This window comes from Rhodobacter sp. CZR27, assembly GCF_002407205.1.
Taxonomy (GTDB): Bacteria; Pseudomonadota; Alphaproteobacteria; order Rhodobacterales; family Rhodobacteraceae; genus Cereibacter_A.
Genome location: NZ_CP023549.1, coordinates 725,460 through 741,175 on the forward strand (window position 1 = coordinate 725,460; position 15,716 = coordinate 741,175).

The following is a 15,716-nucleotide window of genomic DNA, read 5'->3' on the forward strand; positions in this document are numbered from 1 at the left end:
GTCATCGGCTCACCGCGTAGCAGTCGATCTGCGGCTCGCGCTCCAGCACGCCCGAGACGCCCACCACGAAGCCCGGCGCGTCGAAAAGCTGCGTCCAGTGTTCCGACTTCTGGTCGAGTTCGAGGCAGAGCCGTTCCCCGTCATAGGGGATCTCGCGCGGCTGGGAATGGAGGGGCTTCAGCGGAATGCCCGGCAGGCGCGAGGTCCAGAGCCGCTCGAATGCATCCGCCGCCCCGACCGTCGCCTGATCGGCGAAAAGCCGGCGCAGGCTCTCGTCCGAAAGCTCCGAGCCCACGCGCAGCACGATCCGGCTTGAGCGCAGGATCTCGGGGTTGTCGATCCGCACCTTCCAGATGTTCTGGGCGTGCCGCGCCACCGGCAGCGCGCGCGACTTGGGCTCCACATGGCGCAGCGACAGGGCGAGCGAGCGCAGCGTGTCGGCCAGCGCGGCGAAGGCGGGCTGTGGATCGAGGTGGTCATAGACCGGCAACTCGCTCAACCGGCGCGAGGAGGAGCCATAGGTCGCCATCCGCCCGGCCAGCGCCGCGAGTTCGCCGAAGAGCGCGCAGGGATGGATCAGCGCCTGCGCGTGGTGGTGGGCCAGCCGCGGCCGGGCCTCGTTGGCAAGCTCGAGGATCAGCAGGTTCTCGACCGACCGCCCCGAGCCGCCAAGGACCAGCCCGCCATGCGCCTCGGCCACCCGGTCAAGGCCCGTCACCAGTTCCTGCAGCAGCGACAGATACCAGGGCACCGCGCCGATGTTCAGCGCGGGCGGCAGATGGCCCTCGGGCAGCGAGACCGAGCCGTCCGCCCGAAGCCCCTCGACCCGCGCGACGGGCAGCGTCACGCAACCATCAGTCGGCTCGCCCGGCAGGATCAGCCGGGGGGCGAGGCGGGCGATCTCGATCTCCTCGGGCTCGGCCCCGCCGCGGATCGCATCGCGGAGCGTCGCGAACTGGCCGCGGTAGCGCGCACCGGAAGGTTCGGCATGCGCCGGATCGACCAGCGCCGAGCCGTCCTGTTCCATGGGAATCGCGAGCGACACGAGGCCGGGCGGCGCCTCGCGGCGGATCGCGACCGCCGGCGGCTGCTCGGCATCCCCGGGGATGGCGAAGGGGGTGCCGTCGGGAAAGACGCCCTCGGCCTCGGCCAGCGCGATCCGCCCGGCATCGAGCGCCGCGGAGTCGAGCCGGAGCCGGGTGAAGCCGAAGGGCTGCAGCGGGGCGGCGCGCAGGGCCGCCCGCATCAGCGCCTCGCTGTGCCGGTCCTGCTGCTGGAAATGCTGGCTCCGCAGGAACAGACCCTCGGACCAGACCACCCGGTTGCCCGCCATCTGTCGCTCCCTACCCCATGACCACCACGAGGCCGGGGCTGCCGACGTCGATCACCAGTTCCACGTTCGCGGTCGGCGAGACGGATTGCAGGCTGCGGAAGCTGCGTCCGCCGGGCTCGCGGAAGCCCGCGACGATGCCGACGGCGGTCACGGCGGGATCGAGCGGGATCGACTTCGTGACCGGCGCGCCCGGCACCAGTGTCAGCAGATCCACCTTCAGCACATCCGCGCCCAGCGTCGCCTGCGGGGTCTGCAGGCCGAAGGCATCGGCCGCCTCGAAGGCCGCCGTGGTGCGCAGCTGGACGACCTGCACCACCAGCGGCCGGTCGGTCCCGTCCGGGCCGGGGTTCATGCCGGACGAGCCGGTGGCCCTGACGGTCAGTGCACCGGGTTTCGGGCCGCCGCAGGAGGCGAGAAGCGCCGCGGCGGAAGCGATCAGGAATGTGCGTCGGTCAGGCATCGTCCTTCCTCCTCTGTCCTTCGTAGGCCTCGCGGAAATCCGCGCCGATCTCGCCCAGGAAGCGATCCTCGGCCGCCCGCGCCATCTCGCGGTAGCGGTCGGTGTAAAGCTGCCAGAGCCGCGCGCTGCGCCCGCCGGCGAGGATCTGGCTCACCAGCCCCTCGCGCTCGATCTCGGCCTCGAAGCGGGCGGGGTCGAAGCGGTCGACCATCCGGCGGAGCGAGGTCTGGATCGCAGTCCAGTTGCGCATCTGGTGGTCGGCAAGGTCGCGGAACGACGCCTCGATGGCCGCGTCGGGGTCGAGGTAGCCCGGCCCGCGCGGAGAGGTGAGCGCGCCCACGCCCTCGTCGAGGGTCGCGAGGAACTTCAAAGGGTTGACGGAGCTCGACCCGATGACGGTCTGCGGCACGCGGGCGGAGCCCTTCTCGCGCGCGCGGCTGCGCAGGAGCAGCACAAGCCCTTCGGCCAAGGCACGGAACCGGCGGCCCATCGCCTCCATTTCGGCCTCGCCGGCGGCTTGCGGAGGCAGGCCCAGCCCGCGGTAGAAGGCTTGGACCAGCCTGTCCTGGTTGCCCGGCGCTTCGGGTTCAGTCTTTGATGGCCACTCCCGGTGCTGCGCAGGGTCGGTCGCGGAAGCGGGTGAGTGAGCGGCTTCGACTGCCTGCGGAGGTTGGGCAGAGAAGGGATCGTCGGGGCGAAAGGAAGCCGCATCCCATGGTTCGGGCGCCTTGGGACGTTCGACGAGCCGCGGTGGCGGATCGAACAGGAAGTCGCCGTCGAATTCCGGGGCTTTCGGGGTGGGGGGCGCACGTCGGACCTCTTCGAACGGATCGGGCAGGGTGTCCGGTCGTGGCGCAGGCGGCGCGGGCGCGTCCAGCCGCGCGAAGAAGTCGTCGCTGTCGAAGGACACCGGACGGCGGGCCGGCGGAGGATCGGCTGCCGGGCGGGTCTCGGGGTCAACTTCGACCCTGAGCACCACGTCGCCCAGCCGCAGCCGCGTGCCGTGACCGATGGGGGCGGAGTTGCCGGCGCCGAGGGGATCTTCCGCGCCGTCGATGAACAGCCCCCCGCGGCTTGCATCGGTGACGCGCCAGCTGCCCGCCCGGCCCGACAGGATGCAGTGCCGGCGCGAGACGAACATGTCGGGGTCATCCAGCTGCCAGTCGCAATCAGCGCCGCGGCCGATGGAGAGTTCCCCGCCGTCAAGGCGCATCTCGCGCACCGGCTGGGGGATGGGGGAGTGCTCGACGACGATGCGCATCAGGCGGCCTCCTTCCCGGCCGTCACGCCGCGCAGGACGAGATCGGCCGCGTCCCGATGCCGCCCGCCCGCCAGCCACGCCGTCCGGCCGAGCCGGATGGTGCCCAGCTGCGGCGCGGGGATCGCGTCCCGGCGCAGCAGCGGGCGGAGGTCGAGATCGACGCCGCGGGGGGCGGCGACGCGGATCAGGTGGCCGATGTCCGCACCAAGCCCGGCCTCCTCGACCAGCCTCAGGTAGAGCGGCAGGTCCACCGGACCGACACGCAGCTCGGCGCGGGTCTGGCGCTGGAAGCTGCGCGGGCCGATCGAAGCCGTGCGGCCGAGGCGCGTATGGGAACGGCCCAGCCGGCTCTGCGCGGCCGGGGGGACAGGCATCCAGTAGCCCACGAACTCGCGCAGCGCGACCGGGGCGCCGATCCGGTCCGCGAGGATGCGGGTCAGCCGCTCCGGTCCCTGCACCTCGGAGGAAAGCGCGGTCGCGTGTCGCCGCTTCAGCGAACCGAGGCGGGAGCCGGGGCCGACTCCGGCCATCGCCCGCAGCATCGCCTCGAACGGGCCGCCGGTCGCGACCTCGGCCTGCACATCGGGGCGGCTGTCGGCCCATGCGCGCCAGAAAAGCGCGAGATGCCGGTGCTGCAGCATGTTGCAGAAGTCGAGGAAGGCGGTGTCCGAGGCGCCGTCCTCGTCGCCCGCGAACCACCGCTCGGACAGGCGCTGCATCGTGCGGCGCGTGAGGTGAAGCGGCAGGGCACCCTCGGGGCCGAAAAGCCCCAGCACCTCGACATCCACCTCGGCCGGCCGCCCCCCGCGCGCAGGGCGCAGGGCGGCGATGTCGCGCGTGGCCATGTGCAGCCGCAGCCGCTGGCCGAGCCGGGCGGGGTCGTCCCCGGCGCCGCCGGTCCGGCCAAAGCGCCGCTCAACCGTCTCCAGCCGGCGCAGCAGCTGGAAGAAGCCCGTGCCCTCGGGGATCAGATCGGCGGGCGGGTGCCGGGCGTCATCGGCCATGCCACCTCCTCCTGCGTGCGGGCGAGCCGGGTGCGGACGCGGATGAAGCCGTTGATCGCCGCCTGCCGCGCGAAAAGCTGCGCGAGGAGCGCCGGCAGCAGCAGCGCGCTGCCGCCGCTGAGGATCGTCTCGTCCAGATCCAGCGTGACCTCTTGCCCGCGGCCGAAGCAGACCGGGCCGGGCAGATCCAGCCGCTCGGTCACGATGCGCGAGCGGACGCGGGTGACCGCGCGGGCGTGGTGGGACACCGCCGGATCGCCCCGGTCGGCGTAAAGGTCGAGCATCGCCCGCAGCGGCTCGGCCCCCTCGGCGCCATCCGCGAGCGACAGGTGATCGAGCGAAAGCTGCGCCGCAAGCCGCCACGAAAGCTCGTCCAGCGCCGTTTCGGCGTCGCGCGTCATCCGGGGCAGACCCGCGGCCAGCGAGCCCCGCGGCCGGCGCATCGCGCCCAGCAGCTCCACCCGGCCCACCGGATCGCCGCTTTCCAGCGTGAGACGCGGGCTGTCGTCAAGGATCGGCAGGTCGCGGTTGGTGCAGAGCGCCCGGATGTCGAGACGCCGCACCGACGGGCCGGCCCCGCGGCGGGCGAGCGACAGGAACAGGTCGTCGCCGGTGTAGCTGGTGCGGGTCTGGCCGCGGCGCAGCTCGTCCTCTCCCGGCCGGCGGGCGCGTCGCTCGGTGGTGTAGAGAAGGGACGTTCCGCGATGCGCCTCGGCGGAATGCAGCGGCTGGATCGTGGCTTCCGGCCCCTCGACATCGGCATCCTCGACGCGAAGCAGCCGGTAGATCTCGAAATCCCGCGGCCGGGTGCGGTCGGCATGGACAACATGCGCCTCGCGCCGGGGATCGAGATCGACGATGTTGCACTCTTTCTCGAAGAGGTTGACGACCGGCGTGACGAAGGGCCGGAAGTCGCCCGCCGCGACATCCGAAAGCGCGGGCTGCGCCCTGGCGAGCAGGACGACGATCTCGACCGGGCCAGTGCGTGCCTCGCGCAGCGCCGGGTTCAGGCCGTCGAGGCGGACAAAGTGGAACCGCTCGGGCATCAGGAAATATTCGCGGATCAGGCGGTAGCCTTCGAACGAGGGGCGCAGGCGCGGCAGCAGCGCCTCGCTGTCGGCGATGCCAACGAGGGTGGCCGCAGCGGTCGCGTGGAAGGCCCCGCCCGGCGCGCGGGCAAGGCTGCCGGCGGCCCGGCCGTGAATTGCGTCGAAGAGCGGCCCGGCGCGCGCGCTGCCTGCGAAGCAGAGGTCGAGCCGGTCGAGCGACAGGTCGGCAAGTCCGCCTGGACCGGTGCGGCCAAGGACCAGCCGCAAGCCGGCCTCGGCGCGGCCGAGAAGCGCGTCGGGCAGGCCGAGCGCCTTCAGCGCCGAGCGGTCCTGCAGGTAGCCCGCCGCCTCGATCGTCACCGGCCAGAGCGTCACGTCCTGCGCCGTGGTGTAGGTCGCCCGTGTCGACAGCCCCTCGCGCAGGCCGGCAACCAGCCGGGTGCCGCGCCGGACGCAGTGGCCATCGGGCAGGGTCAGCACCTGCGCCCCGGGCTGCAGCACCGCGAGCGCCATGGCCGGCGCCGGCCCCGCAAGGTCGGGATAGAGCCAGTCGAGGATGGCCCGCACCTGCCGCTGCGCCTCGGTGTCGAGCTTCAGCCGCGTCCGGGCCGCAAGCCAGGCCACGCCTTCCAGCAGGCGCTCGACGTAAGGATCGGGGCAGGGCACGGAGTCGAGCGACAGGTTCCGCGCGACATTGGGGTGCAGCGCACCGAACTCGACGGCCAGTTCGCGGATATGCGCCAGTTCCGATTCGTAATAGGCAAGGAAGGTGCGGTCCATCACGCCTCCTCCAGCGCGGTGGCCGCGCGGCCGGTGTCGAGATCGACCATCGTGGTCAGCCGCAGGCGCTCGGGGATCGGGGTCAGCAGCAGCACGCCCTCGATGGCGATGCGCAGGCCCGCCCGGTCGCCGGTGTTCACCCGGATGCGCAGCGTGTCTCGCTTCAGCCGCGGCTCGAAGACTTCGACCACCTCCTTCAGCTCGCGCGCCAGCCGCTCGGGGTCGAAGTCGCGGGCGCGGCGACCCGAGAAGGCGGGCACGCCGAAGTTCAGCACGCTGCGCCGGACGTGGGGGAAGTCGGCCAGCAGGTCCTCGGGGTCCTCGACCTCGCCGCGCTCCCCGGGTGAAAGCAGCAGCCGCGCCTGCATCCGCTCGGTGTTGAACAGCGCCTCGATGTCGCGCCGCACCGCCTCGCGGATGGTCTCGGCGGTGACGACGATGCCGTTCTCCTGAAGGAAGGCGCGACGTTCCAGCTGTGTAAAGAGGCCCAGAAGCGAGCGCCGCACGTCCTCGGCCAGCCCTTCCTCGCGGTCGAGCGCGCGCCTGCCGGCCGCCAGCAGCCGCGCCAGCCGCTCCTCGCCCAGGTCGCGGGCGAGGGTCGCGCGCAGCCGATCGCTTTCGGCGGACAGCCCCGGCAGGTCGTCGCGCAGCCGGTCCCATAGGCTGGGCTGCACCGCCTCGCGCCGCGACTGGATGGGCGTCACCGTTCTGGACAAGGCCGCGCCTCCCGGACCCGGGCCGCGCCTCAGCGCGCGGCCACCACGTCATATTCGACCTCGTGCTCGTCCCCGGCGGAATGATCCTCGGCCTGCACGACGTACTTGAAGGTGAGCGACTCGAACGAGATCCCGATCTCTTCCGCGATCATGTCGCTGCCCGCCTCCTCGGGGGCGTTCTGCGCCATGGAATAGCTCGAGATCATGCAGTTCTTCATCGTCACCTGCAGGTAGTCGAGATGCGCCTCGCCGGAATCCTTGCGGGCCATGAAGACCATCTCGGGGAAGGACTTGCCCTGCATGCAGGCCAGCGCGAGGTAGGGCGAGGCCGCGTCCATCCACTTGCGCGCGTGGAAGTCGTTGACCTTGGCGCGCCCGCGCGAGCGGCCGCTGCCGGTGGCGGCCGAGCTTGCCTGCTCGACCGACCAACTGGCGCCGAAGAGGTCGATCTCCTCCTCGTGGTCGGCGCGCTTGGACTCGCCCTTGATGTCTTCGATCTTGAGATAGCCGGTGAATGCCATGTCGTTCTTCCTTGCTGAACGTTTCGGTCACAGCGTCGGGCGGGTCATCCGCCCTTCACCGAGGGCAGTTCGGACACGAGGCGCAGGCTCGCGTTGATGCCTTCGAGCTGGTAGTGGGGCCGCAGGTAGAAGCGGGCGTTGTAGTAGCCGGGACGGCCCTCGACGCTGTCCACCTGCACCTCGGCCGCGGCAAGCGGGCGGCGGGCCTTCTGCTTGTCGTCGGCCATGGCGGTGTTCGCCAGAACGTAGCGGTTGATCCACTCGGACAGCCACACCTGCATGTCGGCGCGTTCCTTGAAGGTGCCGATCTTGTCGCGCGCGATGGCCTTCAGGTAATGCGCGAAGCGGCAGACCGGGAAGAGATAGGGCAGGTTCGCCGACAGCCGCTCGTTGGCCTGTGCGTCGGTGTCCACCAGCCGGCCCGCGCGGGCCTCGTCGTCCTGCAGGCTGTGCGCGCCGATGAAGGCCGCGATGTCGGTGTTCTTGCGGTGCAGGATCGGCATCATGCCGAGCTTTGACAGCTCCGCCTCGCGCCGGTCGTCGATGGCGATCTCGGTCGGGCATTTCATCGCGACCGAGCCGTCGTCGGTCGGGAAGGTATGGACCGGCAGGTTGATGACCGAGCCGCCCGACTCCACCCCGCGGATCTGGGTGCCCCAGCCGAAGAGCTTGTGGCTGCGGTTGATGTTCACGCCCATCGCGAAGGCCGCGTTCATCCAGACGTAGTGGTCGTGGCGACCGTCGATCTCCTCCTCGAAGGCGAAGCCCTTCACCGGCACGGTGGCGGCGCCATAGGGCAGGCGGGCCAGCACGCGGGGCAGGGTGAGGCCGATGTAGCGGCTGTCCTCGCTTTCCCGCAGCGATTGCCAGCTCGCATAGTCGGGCGAGGAGACGATCTGCTGCAGGTCCTGCGGGTTTGGCAGTTCCTGCCAGCTTTCCATGCGGAAGAGGCGCGGCGAAGCGGCTGCGATGAAGGGCGCGTGCGCCGAGGCGCAGATGCCCGACAGGTTGCGCAACAGGCTCACGTCGCGGGGATGGTGGCTGAACTCGTAGGCGCCGATCAGCGCGCCGAAGGGCTCGCCGCCGAACATCGAGTATTCGTCGGTGTAGAGCTTCTTGAAGGTGGGCGACTGGTCCCACATCTGGCCCTCGAAATCCTCGAGCTGGTCGGCCAGTTCGTCCTTCGTGATGTTCAGAACCCGGATCTTCAGCTTCTGGTCGGTCTCGGTGTTGTTGACGAGGTAGTAGAGTCCCCGCCACGTCCCCTCGATCTGGCGGACCTCGGGGGCGTGCAGGATCTCGTTCATCTGCGCGGTCAGCAGGCCGTCGATCCCGGCAATGATCGACTTGATCGACTTGATGGCGTTGCCCGAAATGGTCGCCGTGCCCGAGCGCTCGGTCGCCGCAAGGGCCAGGTTCTGCACCAGCTGGCGCAGCTTGGCCGAGTCGTCCTCACGGACACGAAAATCCTTTTCGAGAAGATCGGTGAACTCGCCCAGATCCACTTCCGCGGTTTCGGCTGCGGCGGGGGCGGCGGCGTCCTGTCTGGCCTCGGCCATGGTCATTCCTCCGCGGGCCGGGCTGCCACCGCCTCGGAGGCGATCCGGGCAAGCAGGGGTTCATTGTTCAGAAGCTGGGCGATGCGCTTCTCGGCGCTTACCTTGCCGTCCATGTAGCCCAGAAGCTCCTCGAGCTGGCGCCGCATCCGCAGCAGCTCCGCGAGCGCCGGAACCTGCTCGGCCATGCGGTCGGGGGCGAAATCGGCCATGCCGCGGAAGGTCAGGTCCACGAAGATCTCCTCGTCCGCGGGCTCTCCTTCCTTGCCGGCGAGCCGGTTCGGCACGCGGGCCTGTACCCGTGGGGCCAGCGCCTCCATGAACTTGCCGAAGCGGCCGGCGTCGATCTCGACGAAGGCGCGCTCGCCCGCGGACTTCTGCGCCTCGCGCGAGTCGGACTTGCCGGCAAGATCCGCCATCACCCCCATCACGAAGGGCAGTTCGATGGTCGTGGGGCTGCCGTAATGTTCCACGTCATAGGCGATCTGCACGCGCGGAGCGCGGTTGCGTTCGATCACCTTCGCCTTGCTCTCGCTCATCGTCCGGGCCTTTCCCTGTCATTTCGTCCTGTCGTCCACGACGCCCGCGACGGCGCGGAATTCCTTCATTCCCGAGGGCGCGACCTCCTCCATCAGCTGCAGGAAGTTCATCGGCACCATCCGCCGCATCCGCCGCGCGAGGTGCGGGATCGGCGACGAGGGCTCGGTGCGCTCGTAGAAATCGATGATGAGGTCCAGGCAGCGCTCCACATCCCCGCGCGACGCGATGCGGAAGCTGCCGGAGGGAGTGGGTGTGGCCGGTTCCGCAGGGGCTTCAGGCGATTGCGCATCGGACGGGGCGGCGCTGAGCGGCACGGCCATCCGCTGCAGCATCGTGGTCAGCGCCAGGAAGCGCGGCCCCGAGCCGTTGACCTGCATCTTTACCGACAGCGCGGCCTCGAGCCGTTCCAGCGCGGCGAGCGCGCCCGCGATCCCGTCGCGCAGGCGGGCGTGATCCTCTGGCCGCTCGGCCTGAAGCGCGCGGCAGGCCGCCGCGACCCGGTTCACCCGTGCCTCGTGATCGGCCGCCAGCGCCTCCGTCTCCTTCTGGCCGAGCCCGCGCGGCGCCTCGGCCAGAGCGGCGGAGCGCGACAGCGCCGCCGCCGCCAGATCGCCCGCCGTGATGCGCCCGATCCCGCGCACCTCGATCACCGGCAGGAATTCGAGATCGCCCAGCAGCCCGGTATCCGGATTCTCGATCTGGCGCAGCGCATTGATGCGGCGCAGGGCGGCCTCGGCTGGCGACCCTTCGCGCAGCGCGGGGTGCAGCGTCTCCCAGTAGCGCAAGACGGTTTCCGTCAGAAGGTCCAGCCCCGCCGTCAGCCCGGCAAGTCCCTCCTCGGCGGCCAGCGCACGGAGAAGGATCACCAGCAGCCGCAGATCGCGCCCCGATCCGGCCAGCTCGCGGCAATCCTCGATCACCTGCGGCCAGTCCACCTGGATCGAGGAGCCGCTTGCGGCAGCGCCAGCCCGCGCCGCGCGATGGGCCGGTTCGATCAGCCGCTCGATGGCATGGAAGCGGGCATCGTTCCGAAGTTCCGCGCCCGACGGATGGTCGGCGCCGACAGATTCCAGAAACCCCTGAAGCTCCACCATGGCCGTCCGGCCTTTCGAAAAGGTCTTGAAGCGAGAGGGCCGAAAATGCGGCCTTCGCGAAAATGGTGTCAGAAAGGTTGATGTTTTGCAACTGTCGGTTAAGGCTGCTCTCGCATTTCAAGAATTCTCCGCGCAAGCGCGACCAGCCTCGCCGGCTCATTGCGGGAAATCTCGTCGAGAGCCTGCACGAACGAGGCGACGCTTTCGTCCTTCGGGCGGCGCACCTGAAAAAGATCCCCGCGCGAGAGAATCGCCACGATCTCGCTCTTGCCGAAGTTCTCCCTGTCGACCTGCAGCGCGAAGAGTCCGCGCGTGCCGCCGGCGTCATATTCCACCGGCATCACCCGCACCGTCCGCACCCCGTCCGCGACTTGCCCCAGCCGGTCGAGAGAGGTTTCGGCCGAATGGACGTTCGGCAGGACGTTGAGGACGGAGCCGGTGACGTCCACGATCCCGACCCAGAGCGACAGCCCGGAGAGCGTGGCGGGAAGGCGCACCTCGACCTGCGGGAACTGCCCGGTGGTGAAGATGCCGGCAAGGTTCGGCTGCCCGGTGGAGGCATCGCCCAGCCAGATCGACACTCCCCGCGCGGGAATGGCCGGAAGGCGGGTGCGGACCTCGCAGATCGCGGGGTTCAGGATGGCGGTTTCCATCCGTACCACCCGGTCGCCGGTCAGGTCGGCCAGCGCCGCGCGCAGTGCCTCGGCGGTGGCTGCGCTGGCCACGTCGCCCGATACCGTGACGGATGCGCCGAGGGGATAGCCGGTGTCCGGCGCGCTCTGGACGAGGGGGCCGCAATCGGCGTGACGCGCCAGAACCTCGGCCACGATCTCGGGGGAAAGCTGGCGCGGCCCGGCCTGAAGCCGCAGCGTCACCTGAAAGCCGTGTCGGGCGCCCCAGTCGCGGAACGCCGTCTCGGCCACGGCGCGCGCCTTCGACCCGGAAGCAAGGCCCGCCAGATCGGCGCCCGTGCCGGCGAGGTCGACCGTCCAGTCCTCCAGCGGCGCCGCGATCGACAGGAGTTCCTCGATTGCGCCGGCCCAGTCCGTCACGGGGGCACCGCGGGCCGGGATCACGGCATCCGGCGCGGGTGCCGTGCCAGTGGTCGCGCCATAGGCGTCGCGGATACGCCGCGCGGCCTCGGCATCGGGGGCATGGCCGGACAGGTGCGGCGCACCGTCCGCGGCCGCGGAAGCCACAAGGCGGTAGGGCTGCGCGACCGGCAAGGGCGGCGGCCACATCGACGCAAGGGTGGCAAGCGCCGCGACGAGGCCAGCCAGCACCAGACCCGCCCACAGGCGACGGCGCGAGGGCGCGCGATCCGGACGTTCCGCGGGCGCGCCGGCCGGCCGCAGCAGCCGGTCCAGATGCGCGGCGAGGTCCGCGGCACTGGCCGGACGGTCCTCGGGCCGCGGTGCGGTCAGCCACTCGACCAGCCCGCGCAGCGGTTCCGGCAGGTCCCCGGTGGGCAGCGGTCGCTCCTTGCGGCGCACGATCTCGCCCGGCGTGGCCCCGGACAGCGGCGCCTCGCCCCGCCACGCCGCAAGCAGCGTGGCGCCGAGGGCATAGAGGTCCGACCGCGGCTCGGTCCGACCGTCGAACTGCTCGGGGGCGGCATATTCGTATTTGCCGGCAAAGCCCTCGCCCACCACCGTCCGGGCATCGGCGGCAAGGTCCTTGGCAATGCCGAAGTCGATGATCGTCGCCTGTTCAGGCGCGCCGTCGCGCAGGATCACGTTGTCGGGCGAGAGGTCGCGGTGGACGATCCCCCGTCCATGCGCGGCGGCCAGCCCCTCGGCTACGCGATGCGCCACGATCAGCAGGTCCCGCGGGTCGAGCCGGCCTTCTCCCATCGTGGCGGCCAGCGTCGGGCCCTCGACATGGTCCATCACCAGAAAGACATGGCCGCGCTCGTCGCGCGAGCATTCGGTGTAGCGCACCACAGCCGGGTGGCTCACGTCGCGGAGCTGCTCCTCGCGCCGCATCAGGCCCAGATAGTCGTCGCTGCCGGAAAACTGCCGGTTCAGCGCCTTGATGGCCACGATCCGCCCCGAGATCAGGTTGCGCGCGCGGTAAACCTCGCCCGTGCCGCCCCGGCCCAGCAGGCCCTCGATCTCGTAGGTGTGGTTCAGGATGTCGCCGCGGCGGAAGATGTCGCCCGGCCTGCCCTCGATCATGCTCGGCCCTCCGGAGCGTCGCGAATTCTGTCGCCAATCCGAATGATTCCAGCATAATCTATCTTTTGTTGCCCGGAGTCGGATTATTTCGGATCTCATGGAGGCACCCATGCCTCGCGGTTCTCCCGAGACGGTGAAGCGGAAGGATCTTGTCGGGCGGCTTGATCCGCTCTGCCTCATGGCGTTCTCGGCGGCGGCCCGCACCGCCAAGGCGCGCGGCAACCCTTATGTCGAGTTCGTGCATCTGGTGGCGCAACTCGCCGAGGCGGAGCGGTCGGATTTCGCCCTGATCTGCGCGGCGGCCGGCATTGACGGGGCGCGTCTGGCCGCCGACATCACCGCCGCCCTCGATGCGCTGCCGCGGGGGGCGACGGCGGTCGAGGAATTTTCCGACCACATCTTCCATGCGATCCGCGAGGGCTGGACCTTCGGCAGCCTGCGCTTCGGCGACGACACCGTGCGCTCGGCGTATCTTCTGCTGGGCGCGCTGAAGGTGCCGGTGCTCGAGGCGCTGCTGCACCGGATCAGCCCCGAGTTCGACCGGGTCGACGCCGAGGCGATGGCCGACCGCCTGCCGGATCTGCTGGAAGGTTCCGCCGAGGGCGGCGAACCCGCCGCGGCACCGAAGCCGCAAGCGACGGGAAAGGACTCGGCGCTTGGCCGCTATGCGACGAATCTGACCGAGCGCGCACGGGCCGGCCAGATCGATCCGGTGATCGGACGCGATGCCGAGATCCGGCAGATCGTCGACATCCTGATGCGGCGGCGGCAGAACAACCCGATCCTGACCGGAGAAGCGGGTGTGGGCAAGACCGCGGTGGTCGAGGGGTTCGCGCTGCGCGTCGCGCAAGGCGACGTGCCGCCGCCGCTGCGCGGGGTGGCGCTGCATCTGCTCGACATCGGGCTGATGCAGGCTGGCGCCAGCGTGAAGGGCGAGTTCGAGAAGCGCCTGAAGGCGGTGATGGACGAGGTGCGCGCCTCGGACAGCCCGGTGATCCTGTTCATCGACGAGGCGCATACGCTGATCGGCGCGGGCGGGGCGGCGGGCACCGGGGATGCCGCGAACCTTCTGAAGCCCGCGCTGGCGCGGGGCGAGTTGCGCACCATCGCGGCGACGACATGGGCCGAATACAAGCAGCACATCGAGCCGGACCCGGCGCTGACCCGCCGCTTCCAGGTCGTGAAGGTCGAGGAGCCCGCCGAAGAGGCCGCGCTCCGCATGTGCCGGGGCGTGGCGGCGGTGCTGGAAGCGCATCACAAGGTCGAGATCCTCGACGAGGCCATCGAGGCCGCAGTGCGCCTTTCGCACCGCTACATCCCGGCGCGGCAACTGCCGGACAAGGCGATCAGCCTGCTTGATACCGCCTGCGCCCGGGTCGCCGTCTCGCAATCCGCCACCCCGGCCGAGGTCGAGGACCTGATCCGCCGCGCGCAGGCGCTGGAGATCGAGGCCGGGATCATCGCCCGCGAGGAAGCCATCGGGATCGACACGGCCGCGCGCCGGGCTGAGGTCGAGGCCGCGCAGGCCGAGGTAGCCGCGGCCCGCGCCGAGGCGGATGCGCGGTGGCAGGCCGAGCGTGGGCTGGTCGACGAGATCCTCGCGCTCCGCGCGCGGCTGCGGCAAGGCGGGGCGCCCGTCGATGGCGACGAGGCGGGCGAACCGGACGAGACCGCGCGGGCCGAGGCGCGGAGCGCGCTCAGGCAGCGCATGGCGGCCCTTGCCGAGGCGCAGGGCGAGCGGCCGCTGATCCTGCCCTCGGTCGACCGGCTGGCGGTCGCCTCGGTGGTGCAGGACTGGACCGGCATTCCGCTCGGCCGGATGCTGGCCAGCCAGAAGGAGCGCGCGCTGGCGCTGCCCGGCCTTCTGTCGGCGCGCGTCGTCGGGCAGGATCACGCGATGGCCAAGATCGCGAGCCGTATCCAGACCGCGCAGGCGGGCCTTGGCGCGCCGGAAAAGCCGGTCGGGGTCTTCCTGCTCTGCGGCCCTTCGGGCGTCGGCAAGACCGAGACGGCGCTGGCGCTGGCCGAACTGCTGCACGGCGGCGAGCAGAACCTGATCTCGATCAACATGAGCGAGTTTCAGGAGGCGCACACGGTCTCGACCCTCAAGGGCGCGCCGCCGGGCTATGTCGGCTACGGCAAGGGCGGCGTGCTGACCGAGGCGGTCCGCCGGCGGCCCTATTCGGTCGTGCTGCTCGACGAGGTCGAGAAGGCCCACCCCGACGTGCACGAGATCTTCTTCCAGGTCTTCGACAAGGGGATGATGGACGACAGCGAGGGCCGCCGGATCGACTTCCGCAACACGCTGATCGTGCTGACCTCCAACGTCGGCAGCGACGAGATCATGGCGCTGGCCGAAAGCGGCGCCCCGGACCCCGAGGCTCTGGCCGCGGCCCTGCGCCCGCCGCTCCTGAAGGTGTTTCCCGCCGCGCTTCTCGGCCGGATGACGGCGATCCCCTATCTGCCGCTGTCCGACGCGATGATCGCGGCCATCGCCACGCAGAAGCTTGCCGCCATCGGCCGGCGGCTGAAGGCCGCGCATGGCGCGGAACTGGTGCTGGGCGAGGGGGTGATCGAGACGATCCGCGCCCGCTGCACCGAGGTGGCATCCGGCGGGCGGATGATCGACGCCATCCTGACGGGCAGCCTGTTGCCGGACCTCAGCCGCGAGGTCCTGAACCGACAGCTTGCTGGACTGGGCTTTTCGACGATCACGGTCAGGGGGGGCGACGGCGGCTTCTCCTATGACATCGGGACGGAGGCGGACCATGCATGACGGCGGCTTTCCGGGCCTCGTGCCCGGGCTCTGCACCGCGCGGCTTGCCCTGACGGAGGACGGCCGGCTCGGGGTGACGCTTGACGGGCAGGTCGTCCCGGCCCGGTTCTGCGTCGCCGGCTCGGTTGCGGATGCCGGGGCCGAGGCGGTGGTGGCTCGCCTCGAGGAGGGGCCGGTCGTCCTCGGCATCCTTCGGCCGGCGCGGGAAGCGGAGGTCGTGATCGACGGGAACCGGCTCACGCTGGAGGCCACGCGCGAGATCGTGCTGCGCTGCGGGCAGGCCTCGCTGACGCTGTCGGCCGATGGCAGCGTGACCGTGCTGGGAACGCGGATCCTCAGCCGCGCAGGCGGCGCGAACCGGCTGCAGGGGGCAAGCGTGCATCTGAACTAGGCCGCTTGCTTCGGCGGGTGGGGACCATCCGCCTGCTCGGAAGCCCGGTGGGGGCAGG

13 protein-coding genes are annotated in these 15,716 nt (G+C 70.8%); 2 read left to right on the plus strand and 11 right to left on the minus strand.

The genetic code is table 11. From position 1 onward, the window contains the following. Position 1: 1 nt before the first annotated feature. From tssK to CK951_RS19425, 11 genes are all read right to left on the minus strand, one after another. Positions 2 to 1,333: a type VI secretion system baseplate subunit TssK gene (gene tssK / locus CK951_RS19375; protein ID WP_096787841.1), complete on the minus strand. Its 1,332-nt coding sequence runs from the start codon at positions 1,331 to 1,333 to the stop codon at positions 2 to 4. A 10-nt stretch (positions 1,334 to 1,343) separates the two neighbouring features. Continuing rightward, entirely contained in the window at positions 1,344 to 1,793 is a 450-nt protein-coding gene (gene tssJ, locus CK951_RS19380; RefSeq protein ID WP_096787842.1) for a type VI secretion system lipoprotein TssJ, read from the minus strand. Further along, entirely contained in the window at positions 1,786 to 3,054 is a 1,269-nt protein-coding gene (gene tagH / locus CK951_RS19385; RefSeq protein WP_232520753.1) for a type VI secretion system-associated FHA domain protein TagH, read from the minus strand. Before tagH ends, tssJ begins: the two co-directional genes overlap by 8 nt. Next, positions 3,054 to 4,058 carry a type VI secretion system baseplate subunit TssG gene (tssG, locus tag CK951_RS19390; RefSeq protein ID WP_096787843.1) on the minus strand — a complete coding sequence of 335 codons (1,005 nt, stop codon included), beginning with the start codon at positions 4,056 to 4,058 and terminating at the stop codon, positions 3,054 to 3,056. The genes tagH and tssG overlap by 1 nt, the downstream gene beginning before the upstream one ends. Beyond that, positions 4,022 to 5,887: a type VI secretion system baseplate subunit TssF gene (tssF, locus tag CK951_RS19395; RefSeq protein ID WP_096787844.1), complete on the minus strand. Its 1,866-nt coding sequence runs from the start codon at positions 5,885 to 5,887 to the stop codon at positions 4,022 to 4,024. Before tssF ends, tssG begins: the two co-directional genes overlap by 37 nt. Further along, on the minus strand, positions 5,887 to 6,603 hold the full coding sequence (gene tssE / locus CK951_RS19400; RefSeq protein WP_096787845.1) for a type VI secretion system baseplate subunit TssE: 717 nt from the start codon (positions 6,601 to 6,603) through the stop codon (positions 5,887 to 5,889). The genes tssF and tssE overlap by 1 nt, the downstream gene beginning before the upstream one ends. A 29-nt stretch (positions 6,604 to 6,632) precedes the next feature. Continuing rightward, complete coding sequence (locus CK951_RS19405) at positions 6,633 to 7,124, minus strand: type VI secretion system tube protein Hcp (RefSeq protein WP_096787846.1); 492 nt, start codon at positions 7,122 to 7,124, stop codon at positions 6,633 to 6,635. Between the two features lie 44 nt (positions 7,125 to 7,168). Further along, entirely contained in the window at positions 7,169 to 8,683 is a 1,515-nt protein-coding gene (gene tssC / locus CK951_RS19410; RefSeq protein WP_198402484.1) for a type VI secretion system contractile sheath large subunit, read from the minus strand. A 2-nt stretch (positions 8,684 to 8,685) separates the two neighbouring features. Next, positions 8,686 to 9,219 (minus strand): type VI secretion system contractile sheath small subunit, encoded by a 534-nt coding sequence (tssB, locus tag CK951_RS19415; protein WP_096787848.1) that lies wholly within the window; start codon positions 9,217 to 9,219, stop codon positions 8,686 to 8,688. 18 nt (positions 9,220 to 9,237) lie between these two features. After that, positions 9,238 to 10,314, minus strand: coding sequence for an ImpA family type VI secretion system protein (locus CK951_RS19420; RefSeq protein ID WP_096787849.1), 1,077 nt, complete (start codon positions 10,312 to 10,314; stop codon positions 9,238 to 9,240). A 98-nt stretch (positions 10,315 to 10,412) separates the two neighbouring features. Further along, positions 10,413 to 12,491 carry a serine/threonine-protein kinase gene (locus CK951_RS19425; protein WP_096787850.1) on the minus strand — a complete coding sequence of 693 codons (2,079 nt, stop codon included), beginning with the start codon at positions 12,489 to 12,491 and terminating at the stop codon, positions 10,413 to 10,415. Positions 12,492 to 12,600: 109 nt separating this feature from the next. Between CK951_RS19425 and tssH the strand changes: the two genes are divergently transcribed. Both tssH and CK951_RS19435 read left to right on the plus strand, forming a co-directional pair. Continuing rightward, positions 12,601 to 15,267, plus strand: coding sequence for a type VI secretion system ATPase TssH (gene tssH / locus CK951_RS19430; protein ID WP_096787971.1), 2,667 nt, complete (start codon positions 12,601 to 12,603; stop codon positions 15,265 to 15,267). Beyond that, positions 15,260 to 15,658, plus strand: coding sequence for a hypothetical protein (locus CK951_RS19435; protein ID WP_096787851.1), 399 nt, complete (start codon positions 15,260 to 15,262; stop codon positions 15,656 to 15,658). Before tssH ends, CK951_RS19435 begins: the two co-directional genes overlap by 8 nt. Positions 15,659 to 15,716 lie beyond the last annotated feature (58 nt).